The following is a 19,160-nucleotide window of genomic DNA, read 5'->3' as shown; positions in this document are numbered from 1 at the left end:
TTCTCCCCTTCGATATTTTATCGGCAAGGAAAACTAGTTCCTTTAGTGCAGATATAAATCTTTAGTCCCATTCATTATTTCGCATTTTCACCAATTATGTATAGTCCAATTGCACTTTTTCTCCTTTTTTCTTATACTCTCCTTGATTTCCTTGCATAAAATATTAGATACAAGCCCTTATACCTAAGCCTGAAAACCTATAAAATTTTCTAAAAAATTATAAAAAAAAGCCCGATCTCTCCAGAAGAGATCAGGCTTTAGGGATATCAATTGTGCAACTGCACTAATTGTGTCAGTACATTGACCAAATGTTCACACAACTCCGGGATATCTCCCATCTGGTCTTCATTCACACTACGATCAAAGTAGACATTAGTTGAAACGTTGTACAAAGTGGAGCTCTCCCCATACACGTAATGAATGTTCTGCACCAAACGCTGTGCAGGCCAGCTCAACTGAACGATGGAGCGAATTGCCGGACATAGCACCTCTGGCTCCAGCGTCATCACGCTAAAACGAAGTTCAAGGTGACATCCCGGCTGTCCGCCCGGAGTCTCCAAAATCTCGGCTGCAATCGCCTCAAGTGAACTTCGCAGCACTACCTCTCCCTTAACTTCAGTATGCTGCCTGAGGCAGAACTCCAGTATAAATTCTCTGGACATACTCGCCATCTCCAAGTTATCTTTCCGATTCGAAATGTGAATAATCTCATCCAGATTATCAAGATCATACAGATGATTCTCGAAGCCCACTTTGAGATTGTCATACACCGTTGGATCAAACATAAATTTACCCACTTTCACATTAACTTAAACTGACATCGGTGCAATTAGGAATCTGCGTTCCGGCTCCTTGCCTCCACTTGTTATGTATTATCAGCATTATGCATAATTCGATTCTACGATCTCCCGGGTACAATAAATAGACGAACAGAACCATTTCGCTCTATATATTAGAGATTGGAGTCGCTTATCGGATTTATGCAGAGTGCTCATTATAACAATCTCTGCGATCGCAAAAAAGCCCGGTCATGATGACCGGGCTCTCCTGGATCGGAAGCGAACTCCCCTGTCCCTTTTATTCCTCAGCAGCCTTCTCTTCTTGCACAGCTGCCGGTTCTGCCTCATCAGCAGAAGCCGTTGGTTCTTCCTCAGCCGCTTGTGGTGGCATAACGGAAGCGACGATCGACTCCGGTGATGTGACCAGTGTCAAACCTTTGTCCAGTTTGATATCGGCAGCAGTCAGACGATCACCAATTTCCAATCCGCTCACATCCACCTCAATGGAAGTAGGCAGATCTGCCGGCAAACCTTCGACCTCCAGCTGGGTCTCCTGCGTCTGGAATACACCGCCTGCTTTGGAACCGGCCGCAGTGCCCTGGAAGTCGATCGATACACTTACACTGATCGGCTTGTTTTTGGAGATTTGCAAAAAGTCCACATGCAGCAGACGTCCATTACGTTCCTGCTGATCTTTGATCAGCACCGGAACCGTTTTGCCACCCTCCACATTGAGGTTGAACATCTCGGAGCGGCCTGTGCGTGCTACTTTCAGCATTTCTTTCTCATCTACATGTATGGAAGCACCTTCTAGTCCCGGGCCGTAAACGACCGCCGGAACACGTCCGCCCTGTCTTAACTGGCGCAGTGCCGCACCTTTCTTTTCAGTTCGTGGGGTAGCAGTAAGTTGAGCCATTTTTCCGTTGGATTTCATGATTGAACATCCTCCTTCAAGGGATCCCTACTTCATATTGGTTTGGGAAGCATTAGACTTCTCTCATAGACCAAATGGGTCTTTTTTTCTGTGGCCAAATCTGGGGCCATATCTATATTTACCCCAATGAATGTGCATCTCAAACACTGACTTGTACATTTTTTTATGTTATTACATCAAAATCCAAACCCAGCAGACCAAAAAAGACAGCCGGAATCTCTTCCGGCTGCCTGCTGCTCATGGCTTTTTCAACTTTACATGGGTACATAAAAATAGCAGCCTAAGCGCTGTTAAGATTATCCTCCTCGTCACTTTCCCGTATAATCTGCATCTGATCTGTACCGCTATGCACGATAATCTGCACATCCCCATCTTCCGGCACAATATCCACGTACCGGTCTCCACACGTATCCTTGGCCTCCCACTCATTCAGCCGAATGATCAAGCCGAGATGATGCAAACCTGGAGCTACACGGAATCGAGCTTCTGCAGCATTGCCTACCCGCTCAAGTGGTACCGCTCCATCGGCCATTCCTGTGCCCCACACCCAAACGTCCCAACCCTCGTACTGTTGATCCTCCCGTTCATAACGCAGCGTAACGATCCGAGAGATGTGTTTGTGCACTTTGATCGTCATGGTTGACTGAATACTGCCAGCCATGGCCGTAATTTGTGTCGTCCCTGGTGACAAGGCACGGACGATTCCGGCTGCACTGACTGTTGCAACATCCGAATTGGAGGCCTTCCAGCGTATCGTGGTCCCTTGGATTGGCTGACCAAATTGATCCAGCACCAATGCACGGAAGCGGCTGATTCGTGTCGTATACAGAACCGTTTCACCTACAATCTCAATTCGTTCGGCATGTCGATGCTCCACCTGCAGTATGCATGTTGCATGGATATGACCGCAATGAACCGATATTGCTGCATCCCCCGTCTCCTTCGCATGAATCGTTCCATCCGGATCAATCTGGATCAACTGCGGTTCCGAGGAACTCCAGATGACCTCTCTATTCTCTACAACATTACCAAGATGATCACGTACAATGGCCCGCAGCTCGGCGGTTTCACCCGGACTATATACCTGACGCGGAGAATTAATCTCGACAGTAGCCGGTTCCGTACCGCCTGCATGTTCGATATCATAGAGAACCATTAACGACCAGCGTTCTACAGGTACCATGCCGTTAACCGTCCCAATAGAATCCGTACCTGCCTGGCGGTCATTAACTACAACATGCCAGTCGCCTTCCGGAAGCTGAATCTGCTGCTGGTATGCTGTCGCGTTATATACGACCATAATCCGATTCCAGGTATCCCCATTTGCTCCATCCTGAAGCATGAATATAATGACATTTCTGTCTGCACGAATAATACGAAGATGATTGCGGATCTGGTCTGCACTGATCATGCGAAAGGCAGGATGTGTGCGGCGCAGATGAATCAAACCGCGATAGTAGTCAAAGACAGGTCTGAAACGGGACTTGTTAACCCAAGTGATGGCATTGACGGCATCCCCACTGCGATAGCTGTTCTGATCCCCCGCTTTGGATCGCAGCATCTCATCCCCTGCATGCAGAAACGGGATGCCCTGGGAAGTAAGCAATATCCCGGACGACAGCAAAGAACGGCGAACCATCTCATGATGAAGCACGTCATCAGCATCCACATAACGATAGGGATCCGCTGCTTTTACCGCCGATTCCGCACTTCCACCTTCCATAGGCAGCCCGTCTCTCCACGTCGGAAACCCCAGTTCATGTCTGAGATTCATCGTTGTTGCGATTTTGTCCCACAGATTCAGGTTGTCATGGGCGGTCACGTAATTGACGGTCTCTACGGGGGAGGATGTAAAGTCATCAATTGCTCCGGCTAATCCCGTAACCATCTCATACTCCTTGCCATCCGCTCCGGTAACAAATCCTTTCCCGCTGCCATCACTGTCTCCTTTAATGGCACTGCGGAAATGATCGTTAAATACGGCAAAACCCTGACCACGTTGGGTTCCTTTCAAGGTTTTCCGATCCAGTGGCGATTCTCCCCCAGTCCACGGTTCTCCATAGATCAGAATTGCCGGATCAATCTGCTCCCTCAGCTCACGGGTCAATTCATTCATCGTATCCGTGTCAATCAGACCCATGAGATCGAAGCGAAAACCGTCCACATGATATTCCTCAGCCCAATACAGAAGGGAGTCTATAATATATTTCCGAACCATTGGACGTTCCGTAGCCAATTCATTGCCTACACCCGATCCATTACTCAGTGTGCCGTCTGCACGATAGCGATAAAAGTACCCGGGGACGATCCGGTCAAAAGGGCCTTCATCCACACCATACGTATGATTGTAGACCACATCAAGCACAACACGTATGCCTTGGCGATGCAGGGACTGCACCAAGGCCTTGAACTCACGAATTCGCGCTGCCGGATCCCGCGGGTCCGTCGCATAGGAGCCTTCCGGAACATTATAGTGCTGCGGATCATACCCCCAGTTATAGGGTGCTCTGAACGTCGAGCCGTCTTCAGCGGCTTCCAGCTCATTTACCGTTTGATAGTCCGCCACAGGCAGAAGATGCACATGAGTAATGCCAAGTTCGGCCAGATGATCTACACCGATACGGTGGCCTTCCCTGTCGGTCAGCCCCGAAGCCGTAAACGCCAGGAATTTGCCTTTGTACGGAATGTCGGCATGAGGGTCAGAAGAGAAGTCCCGGACATGCAATTCATAAATAACGGCATCTGCCGGACGCTGAAAAACGGGCTTTACATCCAGCTCCCAATCCAGTGGATGTGTTGTATCGAGATCAATAATGGCTGTCCGCTGCCCATTCGCCGACACAGCGCGGGCATATGGATCAACGGCTGTTTCTACACGTTGATCGTCGTGCGTAATACGGTACATGTAATAGTGTCCTGCCCAATCACCTGCCAGCCTCACATTCCATATCCCGTCTTCATCACGGGTCATGTCGCTTACCTGCCCATCATCATGTTCGGTTACCCACCCAGAGGCATTGTAGCTGCCCTCATGTTCAAAAACCAATATAGAAACCTGCCGGGCCGTAGGGGCCCACAGCTTGAATGTACTAGCCGCACGAGTATATGTTAAGCCAAGATCGTTGCCTTCATAACGAAAAGATGTCCATTCCGGCATCGTTCCCACCGCCTTTATATCCATTGATTTCGTGTTGTCCCGATGTTACGGAGCGGGACGTCATTTGTCAACCTGGGGTTGTCTGTACTCAACATATCGGTTGAACAGAGGCTTTCATGAAGTCGCTCGCTGGATAATTGTCAAACACCTGCAGCAATCGCTTACAAAATACAGCATATGTAAACAAGCGGCGGAGATTGACAGCATTTGTACCTGTCCTGATGAAAAAAAGACAAAAAAGCACCCTCTCCCTCCGTAATCGAGAGAAAAAGTGCTTAACCCCAATACAGAACTCAACCCTTGGAATATATGACCATCAGGGATACAGCCGGTACACTGACCTCCCCGTCCTTGATGGTACGCAGCGTATCGAGTCCTGCGTGTCCCTGCTCTGCAACCACGTTCCACACCCCGGATGGGATCGGGATGGTACGGCTTTCATTTGCCGCGTTATAAATCACGATAATACGACTCCATGAATCTCCGACAGCCCTGCCTGACAGCTCATAGGCAAGCAGACTTTTGTCTTGCTCAAGTAAATGTACATGCTTATTAATCTCGTCCCGGGTGCGGAATCTGAAAGCCGGATGATCACGACGAAGGCGGATCAGTCCACAATAATAATCGAACACAGGCTTGAACTGCTGCTTTTGCTCCCAACGAATCGCATTGACCGCATCTCCACTCTCATGACTGTTGGCATCGCCGTATTTACTCCGCAAAAACTCGTCCCCGGCCGCAAGAAGGGGAATTCCCTGAGAAGTCAGTACAATGCCATTCGCAAGTAAACAGCGCCGAACCATTTCGTTCTCCAACATGCGATTCGGATCAATCTGCCCATATGGATTCGCATCCTGTACAGCCCGCTCTACACTGTCATATCCCCGAACATGTCCCTCATCATCATAGGAGATAAACCCCAGCTGCTCTTCTAGCCCTTGCGTATGAGCAACCTTGTCCCACAGGTTAAGATTATCGTGAACCGTTACATAATTCACTGTCTCGGACGGACCTGCCGTAAAATCGGTAATGGCTCCCCTCACCCCCGTCCAGATATCCTCTTCCTTGCCCTCCGCTCCTGTAGCGAATCCTTTCTCAGCTCCATCACTGTCCCCTTTGATCGCTCCGCGAAAATTATCGTTGAATACAGCAAGTCCTGCCCTATTTTGATCTCCCTTAAGAGTCATTCGCTCCCCTAGAGGTGATTCCATTGCCGCCCACGGCTCACCGTACAGGAGGATGGAAGGAGACACATGTTCATGCAGCTCTGCAGCAAGTTCTCTCATAGTGGTTGTGTCAATCAATCCCATCAGGTCAAACCGAAACCCATCGATATGGTATTCCTCTGCCCAATAACGTACCGAGTCTTTAATAAATTTGCGAACCATGGGACGTTCTGTAGCCACTTCATTGCCGGTTCCCGAGCCGTTGCTGTACGTACCATCCGCATTCTGGCGGTAGTAATATCCCGGTACCAGCTTCTCAAACGAACTGTCTGCCGTATTAAACGTATGGTTGTACACCACATCCATAATGACCCCGATGCCTTTCTGATGAAGTGCCATCACCATGGCCTTGAACTCGCGAATGCGTGTCCCGGGCTCATCTGCCCGTGTAGCATAAGAGCCCTCGGGAACGTTGTAATGGAGCGGATCATAACCCCAATTGTAACTGGCATCCTTCGAACCACCGAATTCACTGTCGCCTGCCTTCGATTCGTCCACGGTGGCAAAATCAAACACGGGCAGCAGGTGCACATGGGTAATGCCCAGTTCGGCCAAATGATCAATGCCCAGCGTATTGCCTTCGGAATCGCGCAGCCCTGTTTCTGTAAAAGCCAAATACTTGCCTTTGTTCATCATGCCGGATGAAGGGTGAATTGAAAAATCGCGCACATGCAGCTCATACAATACGGCATCCACCGGACTCTTCAGTTCTGGACGAATATCCTCACTCCACCCTTCCGGGTTGGTCTGTTCCAGCCTGATGATCACGCCCATTTCACCATTCATGGTAACCGCCCTTGCATACGGATCTACTGCGATCTCCCGTCGCCCCCCCTCAAAGGCAGCCCGGTACATATAGCGATAGCCATCCCACTCTCCATCCAGCTTCAAAAACCAGATGCCCTGCTCCTCTCTTTGCATCGGTATTTCTTTGGACACAGCCCGCTGCCCTTCTTCCCCCCCAGGAACTTCGGTAGTTGATGGATCATAGAGAAGCACGTCCATCTGAACGGCATCAGGGCTCCATACTTTGAATTGGCAGGATCCGGGTTCAATCGTAACGCCAAGATCGCTTCCTTGGTATGTATCTTTTGCATATAAGATCTCTTGCTTGTCATGTTCTTCAATCATGATGTTCATGCCCCTCTCGGTGAGTTTAATTAGTTATGGAAAGAATACTCCTTTCTTTTTTATACCCTTTCTGCTGCCCAACCATAATCCTGAACAAGAAAAAGAAGCCGTGCTTCACGTCCATTCACGCAAAGACAGCTTCTCAGAGACATGCAAATACATTATTTTCGTTACTTTCCGTTCAATTCGGCGTACGATGCCTCCAGTTCAGAGATGAGCTGATCACCCCCGGCTTTTCGCCAGTTAGCCACTTCCTGCTCCCAGCCTGCGTCGTCGATCTTGCCCATGATGTACTTGGTCTGTGCATCCCAGATCATCTGATCCAGCTCCTGACCCCGTTCAGTGTAAATGGCTGACGACAGCGTCAGCGCAGGGTTCGGAATGGCGTACTGCTCATTCTCACGCGCCATCTTTGTGCCCTTCATGCCAATCGGAACATCAATCAATTCAGCCACGTTGTACCCTTCAACACTCAGCAAATTGTCGCGGTACGGCTTCACTTCGCGCTGATAAGCGTCGAAGTCCTTTAGTTCGGTTTTGCCATCGGCCGTCTTGGTGTAGTGTACATCAAGCAGCCCGCGCAGCTGCAGCGTACTCAGCTCCTCATCCATCAGCTGATCGAGGAAAGTGAGTACTTTTTTCAATTGCTCCTCGTCCGTTACTGCAGCTTTCGGGATCACCAGCATTCCGTAATTTCCTGGCTCCCCGGCGATGCGTATGCCGTCCGTTCCCTGGAACGGAGCTACATCGATTTCCCCATCGGGAGCGTTAGGCGTAAGCCGCTGCTGAGAGGACTTTCCGTTCTGAGCCACACCATTCAGCTTCATGCCAACCAGACCGGAATCCATTTTTTTATCCGCATCCGAAGGATCGAGAGCAGGGAAATCGCTGTTGATCAGCCCTTCGCTGAACAGCCGCTTGAACAGCTTCATGGTGTCCACATATTCTGTGGTCAGGAACTCCGGAGTCAGTTTGCCTGCGTCATCCACACCCCACTTGTTCACACCCCCAATACTCACGGCAATCCGTGTCAGCGGGGAAGACACACCCTCATTGTATTTCTTGAAAAGCAATGCACCATACGTATCCTCCTTGCCATTCCCGTCGGGATCATCCTTGCGCATGGAGCGCATTACTTCATACCAGTCATCCAGCGTCTTGGGTACATCCAGCTTCAACTTGTCAAACCAATCCTTGCGGTAAACGATGGCCGTTCGTCCGATATCGCGGAAGTTCGGAATGCCATAGATTTTGCCTTCAATCTTGATATTGTTAAAATAGGCCTCGGATTGGGCAGACAGGTTTTTATAGTCCTTCAGGTAAGGGCCCAGTTCCCAGAACAGCCCCGTTTTGGCTGCATTGAACGTGGTCGGTACGTAATTCACGTGCATAATCGTAGGCATCTCTCCGGAGGCAACCATGACGTTCACCTTATCATCAAAAGCAGACTGTGGAATCCACTGAACGTTGACATCCGTATTGGTATATTCCTCAATCTTTTGCTCCACCCCATTCTCCTTGGCGGGCACATCGCCTACCTGCATCAAAGAGATGGAAATGGGAAACTTGCCTTCCCCGGCAGCTGGAGCCTTTTCTCCCCCGCAGCCTGCAAGCAGTCCAGCGGACATTGCACCAACAACAACGATTCCGCCTAAACGGGATATCCGACCTTTTGGACTCATGAACCATCTCTCCTTTTATATAACGAAATTTTCCAGCAGTTTTCCTCATTGGAATTTAACACCCATGTATGCGCTATCATGAATGGTTTGAAGAAAAGAACCAGCGTCAAGCCAGTTCCATCTCTACCCCTGCCAAAATAAATGGAGCAACCGATTTCGGATCATTGATGCGAATGGATTCGGTTACATAATATTCGTACGACCCGTCACGATACGGACTTCCCCCAAGACCTGCCCCGCCGTTACACTGTGTCAGGGACAATACGCCTTCACGGTCCGTTTGCAGCAAATGCTGCAGCAGACCCTGGTACCCTTTTTCCGCAACCTCTTGGAATTTGCCGCTCAAGTACCCCTTACGTACACCCTTGGCTAACGCATATACAAACATCGACGTACCCGATGCTTCCAGATAATTGCGCTCCCGTCCCGGCTGATCGAGCAAATGCGGCCATAACCCCGTCTGTTGATCCTGCACATGTACAAGTGCATTCGCCACTCGTTCGAAGATACCCACGATCTGTCCGCGCTGTTCATGATCTATCGGCAGATGATCCAGTGTATCCACCACAGCCATCACATACCAACCCATTGCCCGGCTCCAGACATGGGGAGAACATCCGGTCTCACCCGAACTCCAGCGCTGCTCCTTGCTCTCATCCCAAGCATGGTACAGCAAACCGCTGCGCGGATCACGTGTACGCCGCTCCACCAGCAGCAGCTGCAGAGCCGCTCGGTCAAACCACTTCTCTTCCCCCGTTACTGCACCATATTGCGTCAGAAAGGGGGTCGCCATATACAATCCATCCAGCCACATCTGAAAAGGATAGATTTTCTTGTGCCAAAATCCGCCTTCACTCGTACGTGGCTGCCCCTTGAGCTGTACCATGAGCAGATCCGCTGCCTTGCGGTACTTCGTCTCTCCTGTTTTGTCCAGCAGGAGAAACAGGGATTTCCCCTGATTAATCTGGTCCAAATTGTACTCTTCAACGTTGTACGTGCGGATCGTGCCATCTTCCTGAATGAACTTATCCATTAGCTCCCGGATGTAATCGAAATACTTTGGTTCGCTCGTATGACTGTACAGCTCTTCCAGCGCTTTCAGCAGACAACCATTTTCATAATGCCATCTGGGATACAATTCGTGCTTCCGGTAACTTTCCATGAATTGTTCCGCCATTCGTACCGGTGTGAACTGCAATGTTTCCTTCATCGATAACCTCCGCTTCCGCCCGCTTATTGAGCCTGTTTCTTATAGTCTTCAGCATACTCCTCGCGAATTTTGGTTCCGCCTGCATTGGCCCAGTTCTCTATTTCCTGTTTCCATCCATTTTCATCGATCTTGCCCATAATATATTTGGTTTGTGCATCTGCAATCATCTGATCCAGGTCAGCTCCACGATCACCATAGGTCGGTGAGTAAAGGGTAAGCGCAGGATTCGGAACGGCATGTTCAGCCAGCTCTTTCGCGAGCTCAGTGCCTTTGACCCCAAGATCCGTATCCTTCAATTTCGGTACATTGTATCCTTCGACGTATGGCAAATTATCACGATATGGCTTCACTTCACGCTGGAACGCATCGAAGTCGCTCATTTCCACCAGATCTTCTCCAGCTTTTTTGAAATGTTTGTCTTCAATCCCGCGCATCAGCAGCGTTGCCATCTCTGGTTCCATCAGCTTATCCAAAAAGGTCAGCAGGCTTTTCAGCTCCTCTTCAGATTTCACTGTTGCTTTTGGAAAAGCCAGAATACCGGAGTTGCCTGTTTGCCCTGCAACACGATCTCCATTTGCTCCAAGCAAACCTGCGATATCTACCTCGCCATCCGGAACATTTTTGGACAAGCGCTCCTGCTGACTCTTACCGTTCTGAGCTACGCCCACTCGTATGCCAACGACACCGGAGTCATACTTTTTCTCTGCTTCAGTCGAATCAAATACGGCAAAATCCTGATTCAGCAGTTTCTCCGAATAGAGCCGTTTCAGCAGATCCAGTACCTGCATGTATTCCGGCGTCATGAATTCCGGTGTGAAGCTGCCGTCATCCTCTACCTTCCACTTGTTCGGTGCACCAAAACTTACACCAAGACGCGTCGTGAAGGAATATTGATCTTCGTTATATTTCTTGAACAGCATCAGACCGAACGTATTATCCTGACCATCTCCATCCGGATCGGAAGTCGCCAGTGTTTTGATTGTTTCATACCATTCATCCGGTGTGGTTGGCACCTTGAGATTCAGCTTGTCAAACCAGTCTTTGCGGTAAATGACCGTTGCCCGGGCAATATCGGAGAATACCGGCACACCATAGATTTTGCCATCCACCTTGATATTGTTGAAGAAACGTTCGTTCTGTGCAGACAGATTTTTGTAATCCTTGAGCAGGGGACCAATTTCCCAAAATACATCGTTACGCATTGCGCTTGTGACCGTCGGGTTGTACTGCACCTTGACGATCTTCGGCATATCGCTGGAAGCGATCATGACGTTAATTTTGTCATTGTACGCCGAAGCGGGAATCCACTGGATATCCAGTTTGGTGTTGGTAAAGGCTTCAATTTTCTGCTGAACCTCATTGCCCTTGCTCGGTACATCCCCCACCTGTGCAATCGCGATGGATATGTTCTGTACGCCGCCTTCGGCAGCCTGACCCTCGTCTGATCCGCATCCAGCCAGCAGTCCCGTGACCAGCGCAAGTGTGCTCAGGACAGCCAGTGCTTTCTTTTTTGTTGCCTTCATCAAATGAAAACCTCCCCTTTTTGTACATTGCTGATTCAGCGTTTTGCATCATTCAATTCAACTGCCCAATCTCAACCTTTTACCGACCCCAGCATCACTCCTTTGGCAAAGTGCTTTTGCAGGAACGGATATACGAGCATAATTGGAATCGTGGAGAAAACAATGACAGCCATGCGTATGGTCAGCGGCTGAATCTCCGTCTCTTCAATACTCGTGTCTCCAATTCGGCTCTGTGCCAGAATGACAATTTCACGAAGCCAGACCTGAACCGGCCACTTCTCACTGTCGTTGATGTAGATGACAGCGTTGAAGAAGCTGTTCCAGTGAGCGACTGCATAGAACAGGGAGAAGGTGGCCATCGCCGGCATTGACAAAGGCAATACAATTCGGAACAGAACACCCACATCGTTACAACCATCGATTTTGGCGGCATCCTCCAGTTCATCCGGAATAGCCTGGAAGAAGTTTTTGAGTACGATCAGGTTAAAGGCACTGATCGCGGTAGGCAGCATCAGGGACCATAATGTATCGGTCAGATGCAGCGATTTGACCACGAAATAGGTTGGGATCATGCCTCCGCTGAACAGCATAGTGAACAATACCCCGAGCAGAATCGGCTGCCGTCCGCGCAAATATCTTCTGGATAGTGGATACGCCATAAGTGACGTGAACAGCAGATTAATCAATGTGCCGACCACCGTAATGTAGATTGAAACACCGAGACTGCGAATCAGTGTATCCGTCGAGAAAATGTAGCGATAGGCAGCCAGGGAGAATTCTTTTGGAAAAAGGATGAATCCCCCCTTCGCCACTTCATGCGGGCTGGTAAACGAGACAGCCAAAATGTAGATAAACGGAATGACGGTTACAATTCCGATCAGCAGCAGCAAGCCATGATTGACGATATCGAAGATGCGGTTGCCCCACGTTTTATCCTGTTGCATCTTAATGTTCACTCCTGTCTGGTGAAAACGCCTGCTTCCTCATGTCAGTAGACGCCTTCCTCCCCGAATTTTTTGGCCAGTTTATTGGCACCCAGTACAAGCGCCAGCCCAACAACCGACTTGAACAAACCGACAGCGGCACTATAGCTGTACTGTGCTTGTGTCAAACCTTTGGTGTATACGTAGGTATCAAATACCTCGCCGACATCCCGGTTGGTTGGCGTCAGCATCAGGAAGATCTGTTCAAATCCTGTATCCAGGAAGTTGCCCAGACGAAGAATGAGCAAAATAACAATCGTACTGCGGATCGCAGGCAGTGTAATATGCCATGTCTGGCGCCAGCGATTGGCACCATCAATCCGTGCAGCTTCATAGAGCTGTGTGTCTACACCGGAGAGTGCCGCAAGGAAAATAATCGTGCCCCAGCCGACCTCTTTCCAGATGGATTGTCCTACAATCATGGAGCGGAACCAGCCTGGTTCCAGCAGGAACGCAATCTTTTGTCCCGTGAGACTGTACAGCAATTCGTTGATGGCGCCACCTTCTGTCGTAAACAGCATGTAGAATACCCCAACAACGACCACCCATGAAACAAAGTGTGGAACATAGACCAAAGTCTGTACAAAACGCTTGAATCGCTCACGGCGCACTTCATTCAACATCAATGCCAGTACAATAGGCAGCGGGAAGAAAAAGACCAGATTATAGATCGCCAGCAAAAACGTATTCCGGAACAATGTCCAGAACTGCGGTTCCCCGAAGAAACGCTGGAAATGCTTAAATCCCACCCAGTCACTGCCCAGAATGCCTTTGTAAGGTGTGTAATCCTGAAAAGCCATCGTAATGCCATACATAGGTATATATTTGAAAATAACAAAGTAAAGCACACCCGGTATCAACATGATATAGAGCCACCGGTTTTTAATGACGTCCCTCCACAGCAGGTTTTTGTCACTGCGGGTAGCGGGCCGTGTCCGAGCCGCCGTTTCGGCTTTCATAGTGTCTTCCTCCCCACATTGGAAACGATTACAAATGATCACTTCCTGAATTCATGCCTTCATTGTGGAGGATAAACGGATCACTGGCTATCGTCCGGTTTTAGCTTCTTGTTTTTCCTTGCCCTGCAAGGGTTTGAGACAATTCCCCCGTTTGAATTTCAGGTGTGGATGCACCCGTTTTAACCTCGATGTTCCTGTCTTAACCCGAAACAAAAGAGCTTGGTTACATGGGCTTACAGACATGAAAAAGCCTGCCCGCCATGGCAGGCAGAGCAGGCTTGTTTTACCGCTGCTGTTCCCGGTACTTGCCGGGGGTCGTTCCCGTGATTTTGCGAAACGTTCGGATAAATGCGGTTGGATTGGTGTAGTTTAGTTTCTCGGCAATTTCCGATATTTTGAGGTTGGTTGTCTGCAGCCAGGTCTTGGCTTTTTCCATACGGTACTCTGCCAGATATTCGGTAAAATTCACCCCGGCTTCCTTCTTGAATACCCGGCTTAAATAGACGGGATGAAAATTCAGTTCTTCCGCACAAGCTTCCAGGGATAGCTCACGGTCATACCGCTCCTCAATCAACCGGATCATTCGCCGGGCAATATTCATGTACTGGGATTCTTCCTGCTCACGCCAGAAACGAATCACGGGCACAAACAAACGCTTGCGGAACCAGTTCGTCATTTCATCGAGGGTGGACAGCTTCAGCAAATGGGCCATGGATGCCTTCTCACCCAGCACTTCCGCCACATCTCCGCCCTGTTCCTGCACAAGCTGGTATACCCGGGACAAAAGCTGAACCATAATGACCGGATATTCACTGAAATGCAGTTTCTTATCAGCAAGCAGCCCCAGATACTGGGTAAAATACGCATCCGTTTTCTCTTCATCCCCTTGTTTCAAGGCCGAAGCGAGCTGATCCTCTATCATTCTGAGCTGTGTATATAAGGCCGCCTCTGTCTGACCGCGCGGCTGAATATCTTCATAATGCAAAATGATGCGGCTTCCCAGACTCACCCGGCCCTGAAGTGCCTCCCGGCTCTCCTGATACGCTCTCGGTGTGTCTCCTATGGCAGAATAGGATCGGCTTATGCCGATACTTACGGGCAGGTTCAGATAGGTTACGACCCGTTCCCTAATCCATTCCGCCTGTGTGTGCATCCACTCCTTAAGCTGCTGCTCATCATTCAGTTCGGATGCCAGCACTGTCACCTGGGCATCATCAATCATAACCGGCGTGAAGCGCAGCTCCGCTGGCAGAAGCTCTCCAACCATATTGTTCACGGCAAACAGCAGCAGGTCCCTGTCCTGTTCTTCGTACCTTGTTCCTTCCAGGGTATCCATCTGAAGCGTAAGTACACCCAGACTCGACCAGCCTGTCGGGAAGTCATAACGTTCTCCCTGATATCTGAAATCCTCTTCGGAGATTTTGCCGGTTAGCAGTTTGGTCATAAAAAATTCCTCCAGATGAATATGCTGCCCTTTCATCTTTTCCCGCAGCGTTTTTTCCGAGCTGAACAATGTGGATAAACGCTCTTCAATATAAATAAATTCATCCTGTCGCCGGCCTGTCTGCTGGGCAGGCGAATCCAGCCCCTTGGTAAACTGCAGCAGTCTGGAAATGGGAGAATACATCCGGCGGCTGCCATATATGGCGAACAATCCGGTCACGCATAACATGACCAGCGTAGCAACTCCGGTAACCAGTGCAATTTTCTGCGACTGGGCAGTAATCTGTCCAAGGGATACGACCGATACATATAACCACCCATTGAGTGGAGATTTCCTGTAACTGACGGCCACCGGGTTTCCTTCCACTTCAGCATTAAAGAAACCCTCTGTCTGGCTGGTCAATTCCACCTTTTCATGGATTTGCTCATTCAGGGCAGCATATTTTCCCTCATGTTCCGTATCATTCAGAAAAAACTTCTGCTCCCGGTCCAGCACATACATTTCTCCGGAATTCGGATTCCGGCTCAAAAAGGTACTAAGCTCTGCATCGGCGATATCAATAACGAGAAATCCCTTAGGCCTCACATTGGTTGGAACCATCGGGATTTTGAAGACCATGCTAACCACATTGTTCGATGAAATAAGTGTGGGCATCTGTTCTTGTGAACTTTCTCCCAGCCCGGCTGAAGCCGGCACGCTTTCTATTGACGAATTTTCATTCTGAGTCACCCAGAACAAACTGTTCGTATAACTGAGGTAGGAGCCAATTCGGTCCCGAATACTGAAATCCTCCAATTTCCCAAATGATCTCATGGAAACCACCCAGTCTTGATCCAGGTTAACCAGATACGCCTGATCTATGTTTGTAACCGCTTGCAGATTGTTAAAACCGGACGTAAGATCACGTATTTCCTGAAATTCAGAGCTGTCCAGCGGTTTTTTCATCGCTTGTAATACCAATGGAGAATTCACATACTGGATGGATGACAATTGCAGACTGCGCAGAACTTGCTCTACTCGCATTTGGGTTTGATGCAGAATCTGCAGATTGCTCTCACGCACTTTCTGTTCAATGTCACGCGAAGCGATCGAATAAGAGACTGAACCAATCACGATGACCGGAAGGGCTCCAAGAATCATGGTAAAGCAGAGCAAACGCAGCAAATATTTAGGCAATGAGAGCATCCTCCTTTGTATAGAATATGCATGTTTTAATGCCTGTTCGTATGTAAAGCCATCTGTATAATATCGCTTTCATTGGATTAATTTACTATTGTTATTTTAAAACCCAATCTTATTCAAGTCCACTATTTATTCTTAAGGTTGACTTTCGGGCAATTTCCAGTTTATAGTGGAAGCATATTCCTCAATCAAAGGAGAGATTTTGATGTCGGTGAGCGTTCTTAACTAATCAAGTTTCATATTCAGGAGTTTGGCTTTTCATGTCGCTTGTGCCTTATGGCATACGTGTATTTCATGATGCGCCGTAACCCTGTACTTAGTTAAGAACAGCGGATATCATAAATCGCCTCCGGGATTGTACTTGTCCGGGTCTATTTCCGCGCTGTGTTCAGCGTGGATTTTTTTGTATAGACCTATCATGGACTCTGCTTTCCCCTACATTTAGGGCGGAGAATGACGTTTGTTCATTCTCCGCCCTTTTTGCGTTTTTCAGGAATAGATTCTGAGTTAGAACCGATCGAAATTACATTTTATATCCAAGGAGAGATCAAGCATGAATGAAAACACATTGAACACTTTGGGCTATCACCACATTCAAAACAACGTCGCATCCTGCGCCCTTTCCTATCTGGGCAAACGGTACGCGCGAGAGTTGAAACCCATGGTAGACGCCCAACTGATCCAGATGCGCCTCGCCGAAACAGAAGAGGCAGCGGCATTGATCCGCTCTGGCGCCAGTGTTCCCATCCCTTCGCTAGACGGCATGGAGACCATTATGGACCTGCTCGGTACCGGTTACCTGTTCAGTGAACGCGACTTCAGTCAACTTGCGCAATTTCTGCGGAGCTGTGCACAACTCATGAAATACATGGAGGGCAAATCCGAAGCAGCTCCGACAGTGAGTCGTTATGCTTCGTCCATGATGCGCATGGAATCCCTTTTAAGCGAGATTGAACGCTGCATCCACAGCGGGCGCATCCAGGATCAGGCGAGCAAGGAATTGACACGTATCCGGAAAAAGATGACCGTGCACGAGGAACGAATGAAGCGCAAGCTGGATTCACTCGTTAGCAAGCACCGGTCCATCATGCAGGAGAACGTGATCAGTCAGCGCGGCGGCAGAACCGTATTGCCCATCAAGAAAGAATTCCGCAAACAGGTCAAAGGCAGTGTGCTGGATGAATCCGGAAGCGGGCAAACCGTATATATTGAACCGGCAGAGCTGGTAGGTCTGCAGATGGAGCTCACTTCACTGCAAGCCGAAGAGTCCAGGGAAGAAATGAAAATCCTGGGTGACTTAACTTCCCTGGCAGAGTCGTACAACCGGGAGATTGCACTGAATACCGAAACGGTAGGGGTACTGGATTTCCTGTTTGCCAAAGCGAAATATGCTGCAACCATGGACGGACGTTCTGTACAAGTGAATACGTCGGGCCTGGTTACGCTTCAGCAGGCACGTCATCCTTTAATGGGTTCCTCCATGGTTCCACTGGATTTTGCTATTGGCAGGGACTATTCCTCGCTCATTATTACAGGACCAAATACGGGCGGCAAAACAGTTGCACTCAAGACACTGGGGCTGCTCACCCTGATGATGCAGTCCGGTCTGCTTGTTCCTGTGGGTGAAGGCGGCGAAATGGCCGTTTATCACGAAGTGGCTGTCGATATTGGTGACGGACAGAGTTTGGAGCAGGCACTCAGCACCTTCTCGGCACATATCCGCAACATGATCGGCATCCTGGAGCAGGCTGACGCATCCACGCTTGTGCTCATTGATGAGATGGCCTCCGGGACAGATCCAGGTGAAGGTGTGGGCCTCTCTATCGCCATGCTAGAGGAACTTCACAGCCGCGGAGCAACCGTGGTGGCCACGACCCATTTCGGGGAAATCAAGCATTTTGCCGCTGCCACGCCAGGATTTGAAAATGCACGGATGGAATTCGATACGGCTACGCTGCAGCCCCTTTACCGTTTGCGGATCGGGGAAGCTGGAGAGAGCTACGCTTATTCCATCGCATTAAAATTGGGAATGCCACAGCGCATTATTGATCGCTCCAAGTCCATCTCGAATCAAGGTGTTTCACCAAGTCAGTCCAGCAGCCTTAGTCCAACTGAACCTGCAACCAAGCCAACATTCACAGAACGTCCTGCCCAGGAGCTGCCTCCGAACTCCACAGCTGTACAGAAAACGGTGAAGAGAGCAGAAATGCCAGTGAAGATTGAAGCAAGCAGTTCATCCCGTCTGTCAGAAGGGACGCAGCCTGCTCTCCCAACAAAAAAATTCCGAAAAGGGGATCGTGTTTACGCAGCCTATCTGAATCAAGCAGGAATTGTCTGTGACGTGGAAGACAGCCGCGGAAATATCGGGGTGATGCTGCGCGGGCGTAAAGTCAAAATCCACAAGAAACGTCTGACACTTCATATATCCGCAGATGAACTTTATCCAGGTGACGACTATGACCTCGATATTGTGCTGGAGACGAAGGAAAATCGAAAAAAGCGAAAACTGATGGGGCGCAAACATGTCGAAGGGCTGATGATTGAATTACCACCTGAAGAATAAGTCCGGCCCTGTTATACTATGAGGTATGACGATATGGAGAAAGTAGGCGTACCATCCATGAGCGGAAGTTCGAATTCACAGGCCAAAACGACAGATACAACTGCCTCCAAACCCAATGTGCTCATATGCCCATTGTGTGGCGAAGCCAATGGCTGCTCGTATGCGGCTGGCCGCCCCCACTCCGAATGCTGGTGTAATCACGCTGAATTTCCCGAAGGCGTGTTTGATTGCATTCCGCCGGAGCAGCGGCGCAAATCATGCATCTGTCAGCGATGCCTGGAGACATATAAGAATCAGGCTGAACATGAACAAGAGCCTCACAGTTAACCACTGTGAGGCTCTTGTTTTGCGATTGGGTTGCTATTGAATTGTTATTCTAGACCTCAA

12 protein-coding genes are annotated in these 19,160 nt (G+C 49.3%); 2 read left to right on the top strand and 10 right to left on the bottom strand.

Features of this window, described 5'->3' with window-relative positions; all coding sequences use genetic code 11:
• Positions 1-266: 266 nt before the first annotated feature.
• The 10 genes from HP552_RS20375 to HP552_RS20330 form a co-directional block, all read right to left on the bottom strand.
• Positions 267-785 (bottom strand): hypothetical protein, encoded by a 519-nt coding sequence (locus tag HP552_RS20375; protein WP_175397229.1) that lies wholly within the window; start codon positions 783-785, stop codon positions 267-269.
• 292 nt (positions 786-1,077) lie between these two features.
• Positions 1,078-1,713 (bottom strand): 50S ribosomal protein L25, encoded by a 636-nt coding sequence (locus HP552_RS20370; RefSeq protein ID WP_175397228.1) that lies wholly within the window; start codon positions 1,711-1,713, stop codon positions 1,078-1,080.
• 280 nt (positions 1,714-1,993) lie between these two features.
• Positions 1,994-4,870 (bottom strand): type I pullulanase, encoded by a 2,877-nt coding sequence (gene pulA / locus HP552_RS20365; RefSeq protein WP_175397227.1) that lies wholly within the window; start codon positions 4,868-4,870, stop codon positions 1,994-1,996.
• 293 nt (positions 4,871-5,163) lie between these two features.
• Entirely contained in the window at positions 5,164-7,227 is a 2,064-nt protein-coding gene (gene pulA, locus HP552_RS20360) for a type I pullulanase (RefSeq protein ID WP_175397226.1), read from the bottom strand.
• A 170-nt stretch (positions 7,228-7,397) separates the two neighbouring features.
• Complete coding sequence (locus tag HP552_RS20355; protein WP_175397225.1) at positions 7,398-8,909, bottom strand: extracellular solute-binding protein; 1,512 nt, start codon at positions 8,907-8,909, stop codon at positions 7,398-7,400.
• Between the two features lie 106 nt (positions 8,910-9,015).
• Positions 9,016-10,119, bottom strand: a complete 1,104-nt coding sequence (locus tag HP552_RS20350; RefSeq protein WP_175397224.1) for a glycoside hydrolase family 88/105 protein — start codon at positions 10,117-10,119, stop codon at positions 9,016-9,018.
• Positions 10,120-10,142: 23 nt separating this feature from the next.
• Positions 10,143-11,642 carry an extracellular solute-binding protein gene (locus HP552_RS20345; RefSeq protein WP_175397223.1) on the bottom strand — a complete coding sequence of 500 codons (1,500 nt, stop codon included), beginning with the start codon at positions 11,640-11,642 and terminating at the stop codon, positions 10,143-10,145.
• A gap of 71 nt (positions 11,643-11,713) precedes the next feature.
• Positions 11,714-12,586 (bottom strand): carbohydrate ABC transporter permease, encoded by an 873-nt coding sequence (locus HP552_RS20340; RefSeq protein ID WP_095289558.1) that lies wholly within the window; start codon positions 12,584-12,586, stop codon positions 11,714-11,716.
• Between the two features lie 44 nt (positions 12,587-12,630).
• Positions 12,631-13,584, bottom strand: a complete 954-nt coding sequence (locus tag HP552_RS20335; RefSeq protein WP_175397222.1) for an ABC transporter permease — start codon at positions 13,582-13,584, stop codon at positions 12,631-12,633.
• A gap of 283 nt (positions 13,585-13,867) precedes the next feature.
• Positions 13,868-16,204 (bottom strand): helix-turn-helix domain-containing protein, encoded by a 2,337-nt coding sequence (locus HP552_RS20330; RefSeq protein WP_175397221.1) that lies wholly within the window; start codon positions 16,202-16,204, stop codon positions 13,868-13,870.
• 559 nt (positions 16,205-16,763) lie between these two features.
• Between HP552_RS20330 and HP552_RS20325 the strand changes: the two genes are divergently transcribed.
• Positions 16,764-18,773 (top strand): endonuclease MutS2, encoded by a 2,010-nt coding sequence (locus HP552_RS20325; RefSeq protein WP_175397220.1) that lies wholly within the window; start codon positions 16,764-16,766, stop codon positions 18,771-18,773.
• A 33-nt stretch (positions 18,774-18,806) separates the two neighbouring features.
• Entirely contained in the window at positions 18,807-19,100 is a 294-nt protein-coding gene (locus tag HP552_RS20320) for a cysteine-rich CWC family protein (protein ID WP_246310983.1), read from the top strand.
• Positions 19,101-19,160: the final 60 nt, after the last annotated feature.

Source organism: Paenibacillus xylanilyticus (assembly GCF_013359935.1).
Lineage (GTDB): Bacteria > Bacillota > Bacilli > Paenibacillales > Paenibacillaceae > Paenibacillus > Paenibacillus xylanilyticus.
The sequence above is the reverse complement of the archived record's forward strand: the minus strand, read 5'-3'. Positions and strand labels throughout refer to the sequence as shown.

Excerpts from the sequence above, each read along its gene's own strand:
- HP552_RS20375 (WP_175397229.1), bottom strand. The coding sequence starts at position 785 with ATGTTTGATCCAACGGTGTATGACAATCTCAAAGTGGGCTTCGAGAAT.
- HP552_RS20370 (WP_175397228.1), bottom strand. The coding sequence starts at position 1,713 with ATGAAATCCAACGGAAAAATGGCTCAACTTACTGCTACCCCACGAACT.
- pulA (WP_175397227.1), bottom strand. The coding sequence starts at position 4,870 with ATGCCGGAATGGACATCTTTTCGTTATGAAGGCAACGATCTTGGCTTA.
- pulA (WP_175397226.1), bottom strand. The coding sequence starts at position 7,227 with ATGATTGAAGAACATGACAAGCAAGAGATCTTATATGCAAAAGATACA.
- HP552_RS20355 (WP_175397225.1), bottom strand. The coding sequence starts at position 8,909 with ATGAGTCCAAAAGGTCGGATATCCCGTTTAGGCGGAATCGTTGTTGTT.
- HP552_RS20350 (WP_175397224.1), bottom strand. The coding sequence starts at position 10,119 with ATGAAGGAAACATTGCAGTTCACACCGGTACGAATGGCGGAACAATTC.
- HP552_RS20345 (WP_175397223.1), bottom strand. The coding sequence starts at position 11,642 with ATGAAGGCAACAAAAAAGAAAGCACTGGCTGTCCTGAGCACACTTGCG.
- HP552_RS20340 (WP_095289558.1), bottom strand. The coding sequence starts at position 12,586 with ATGCAACAGGATAAAACGTGGGGCAACCGCATCTTCGATATCGTCAAT.
- HP552_RS20335 (WP_175397222.1), bottom strand. The coding sequence starts at position 13,584 with ATGAAAGCCGAAACGGCGGCTCGGACACGGCCCGCTACCCGCAGTGAC.
- HP552_RS20325 (WP_175397220.1), top strand. The coding sequence starts at position 16,764 with ATGAATGAAAACACATTGAACACTTTGGGCTATCACCACATTCAAAAC.
- HP552_RS20320 (WP_246310983.1), top strand. The coding sequence starts at position 18,807 with ATGGAGAAAGTAGGCGTACCATCCATGAGCGGAAGTTCGAATTCACAG.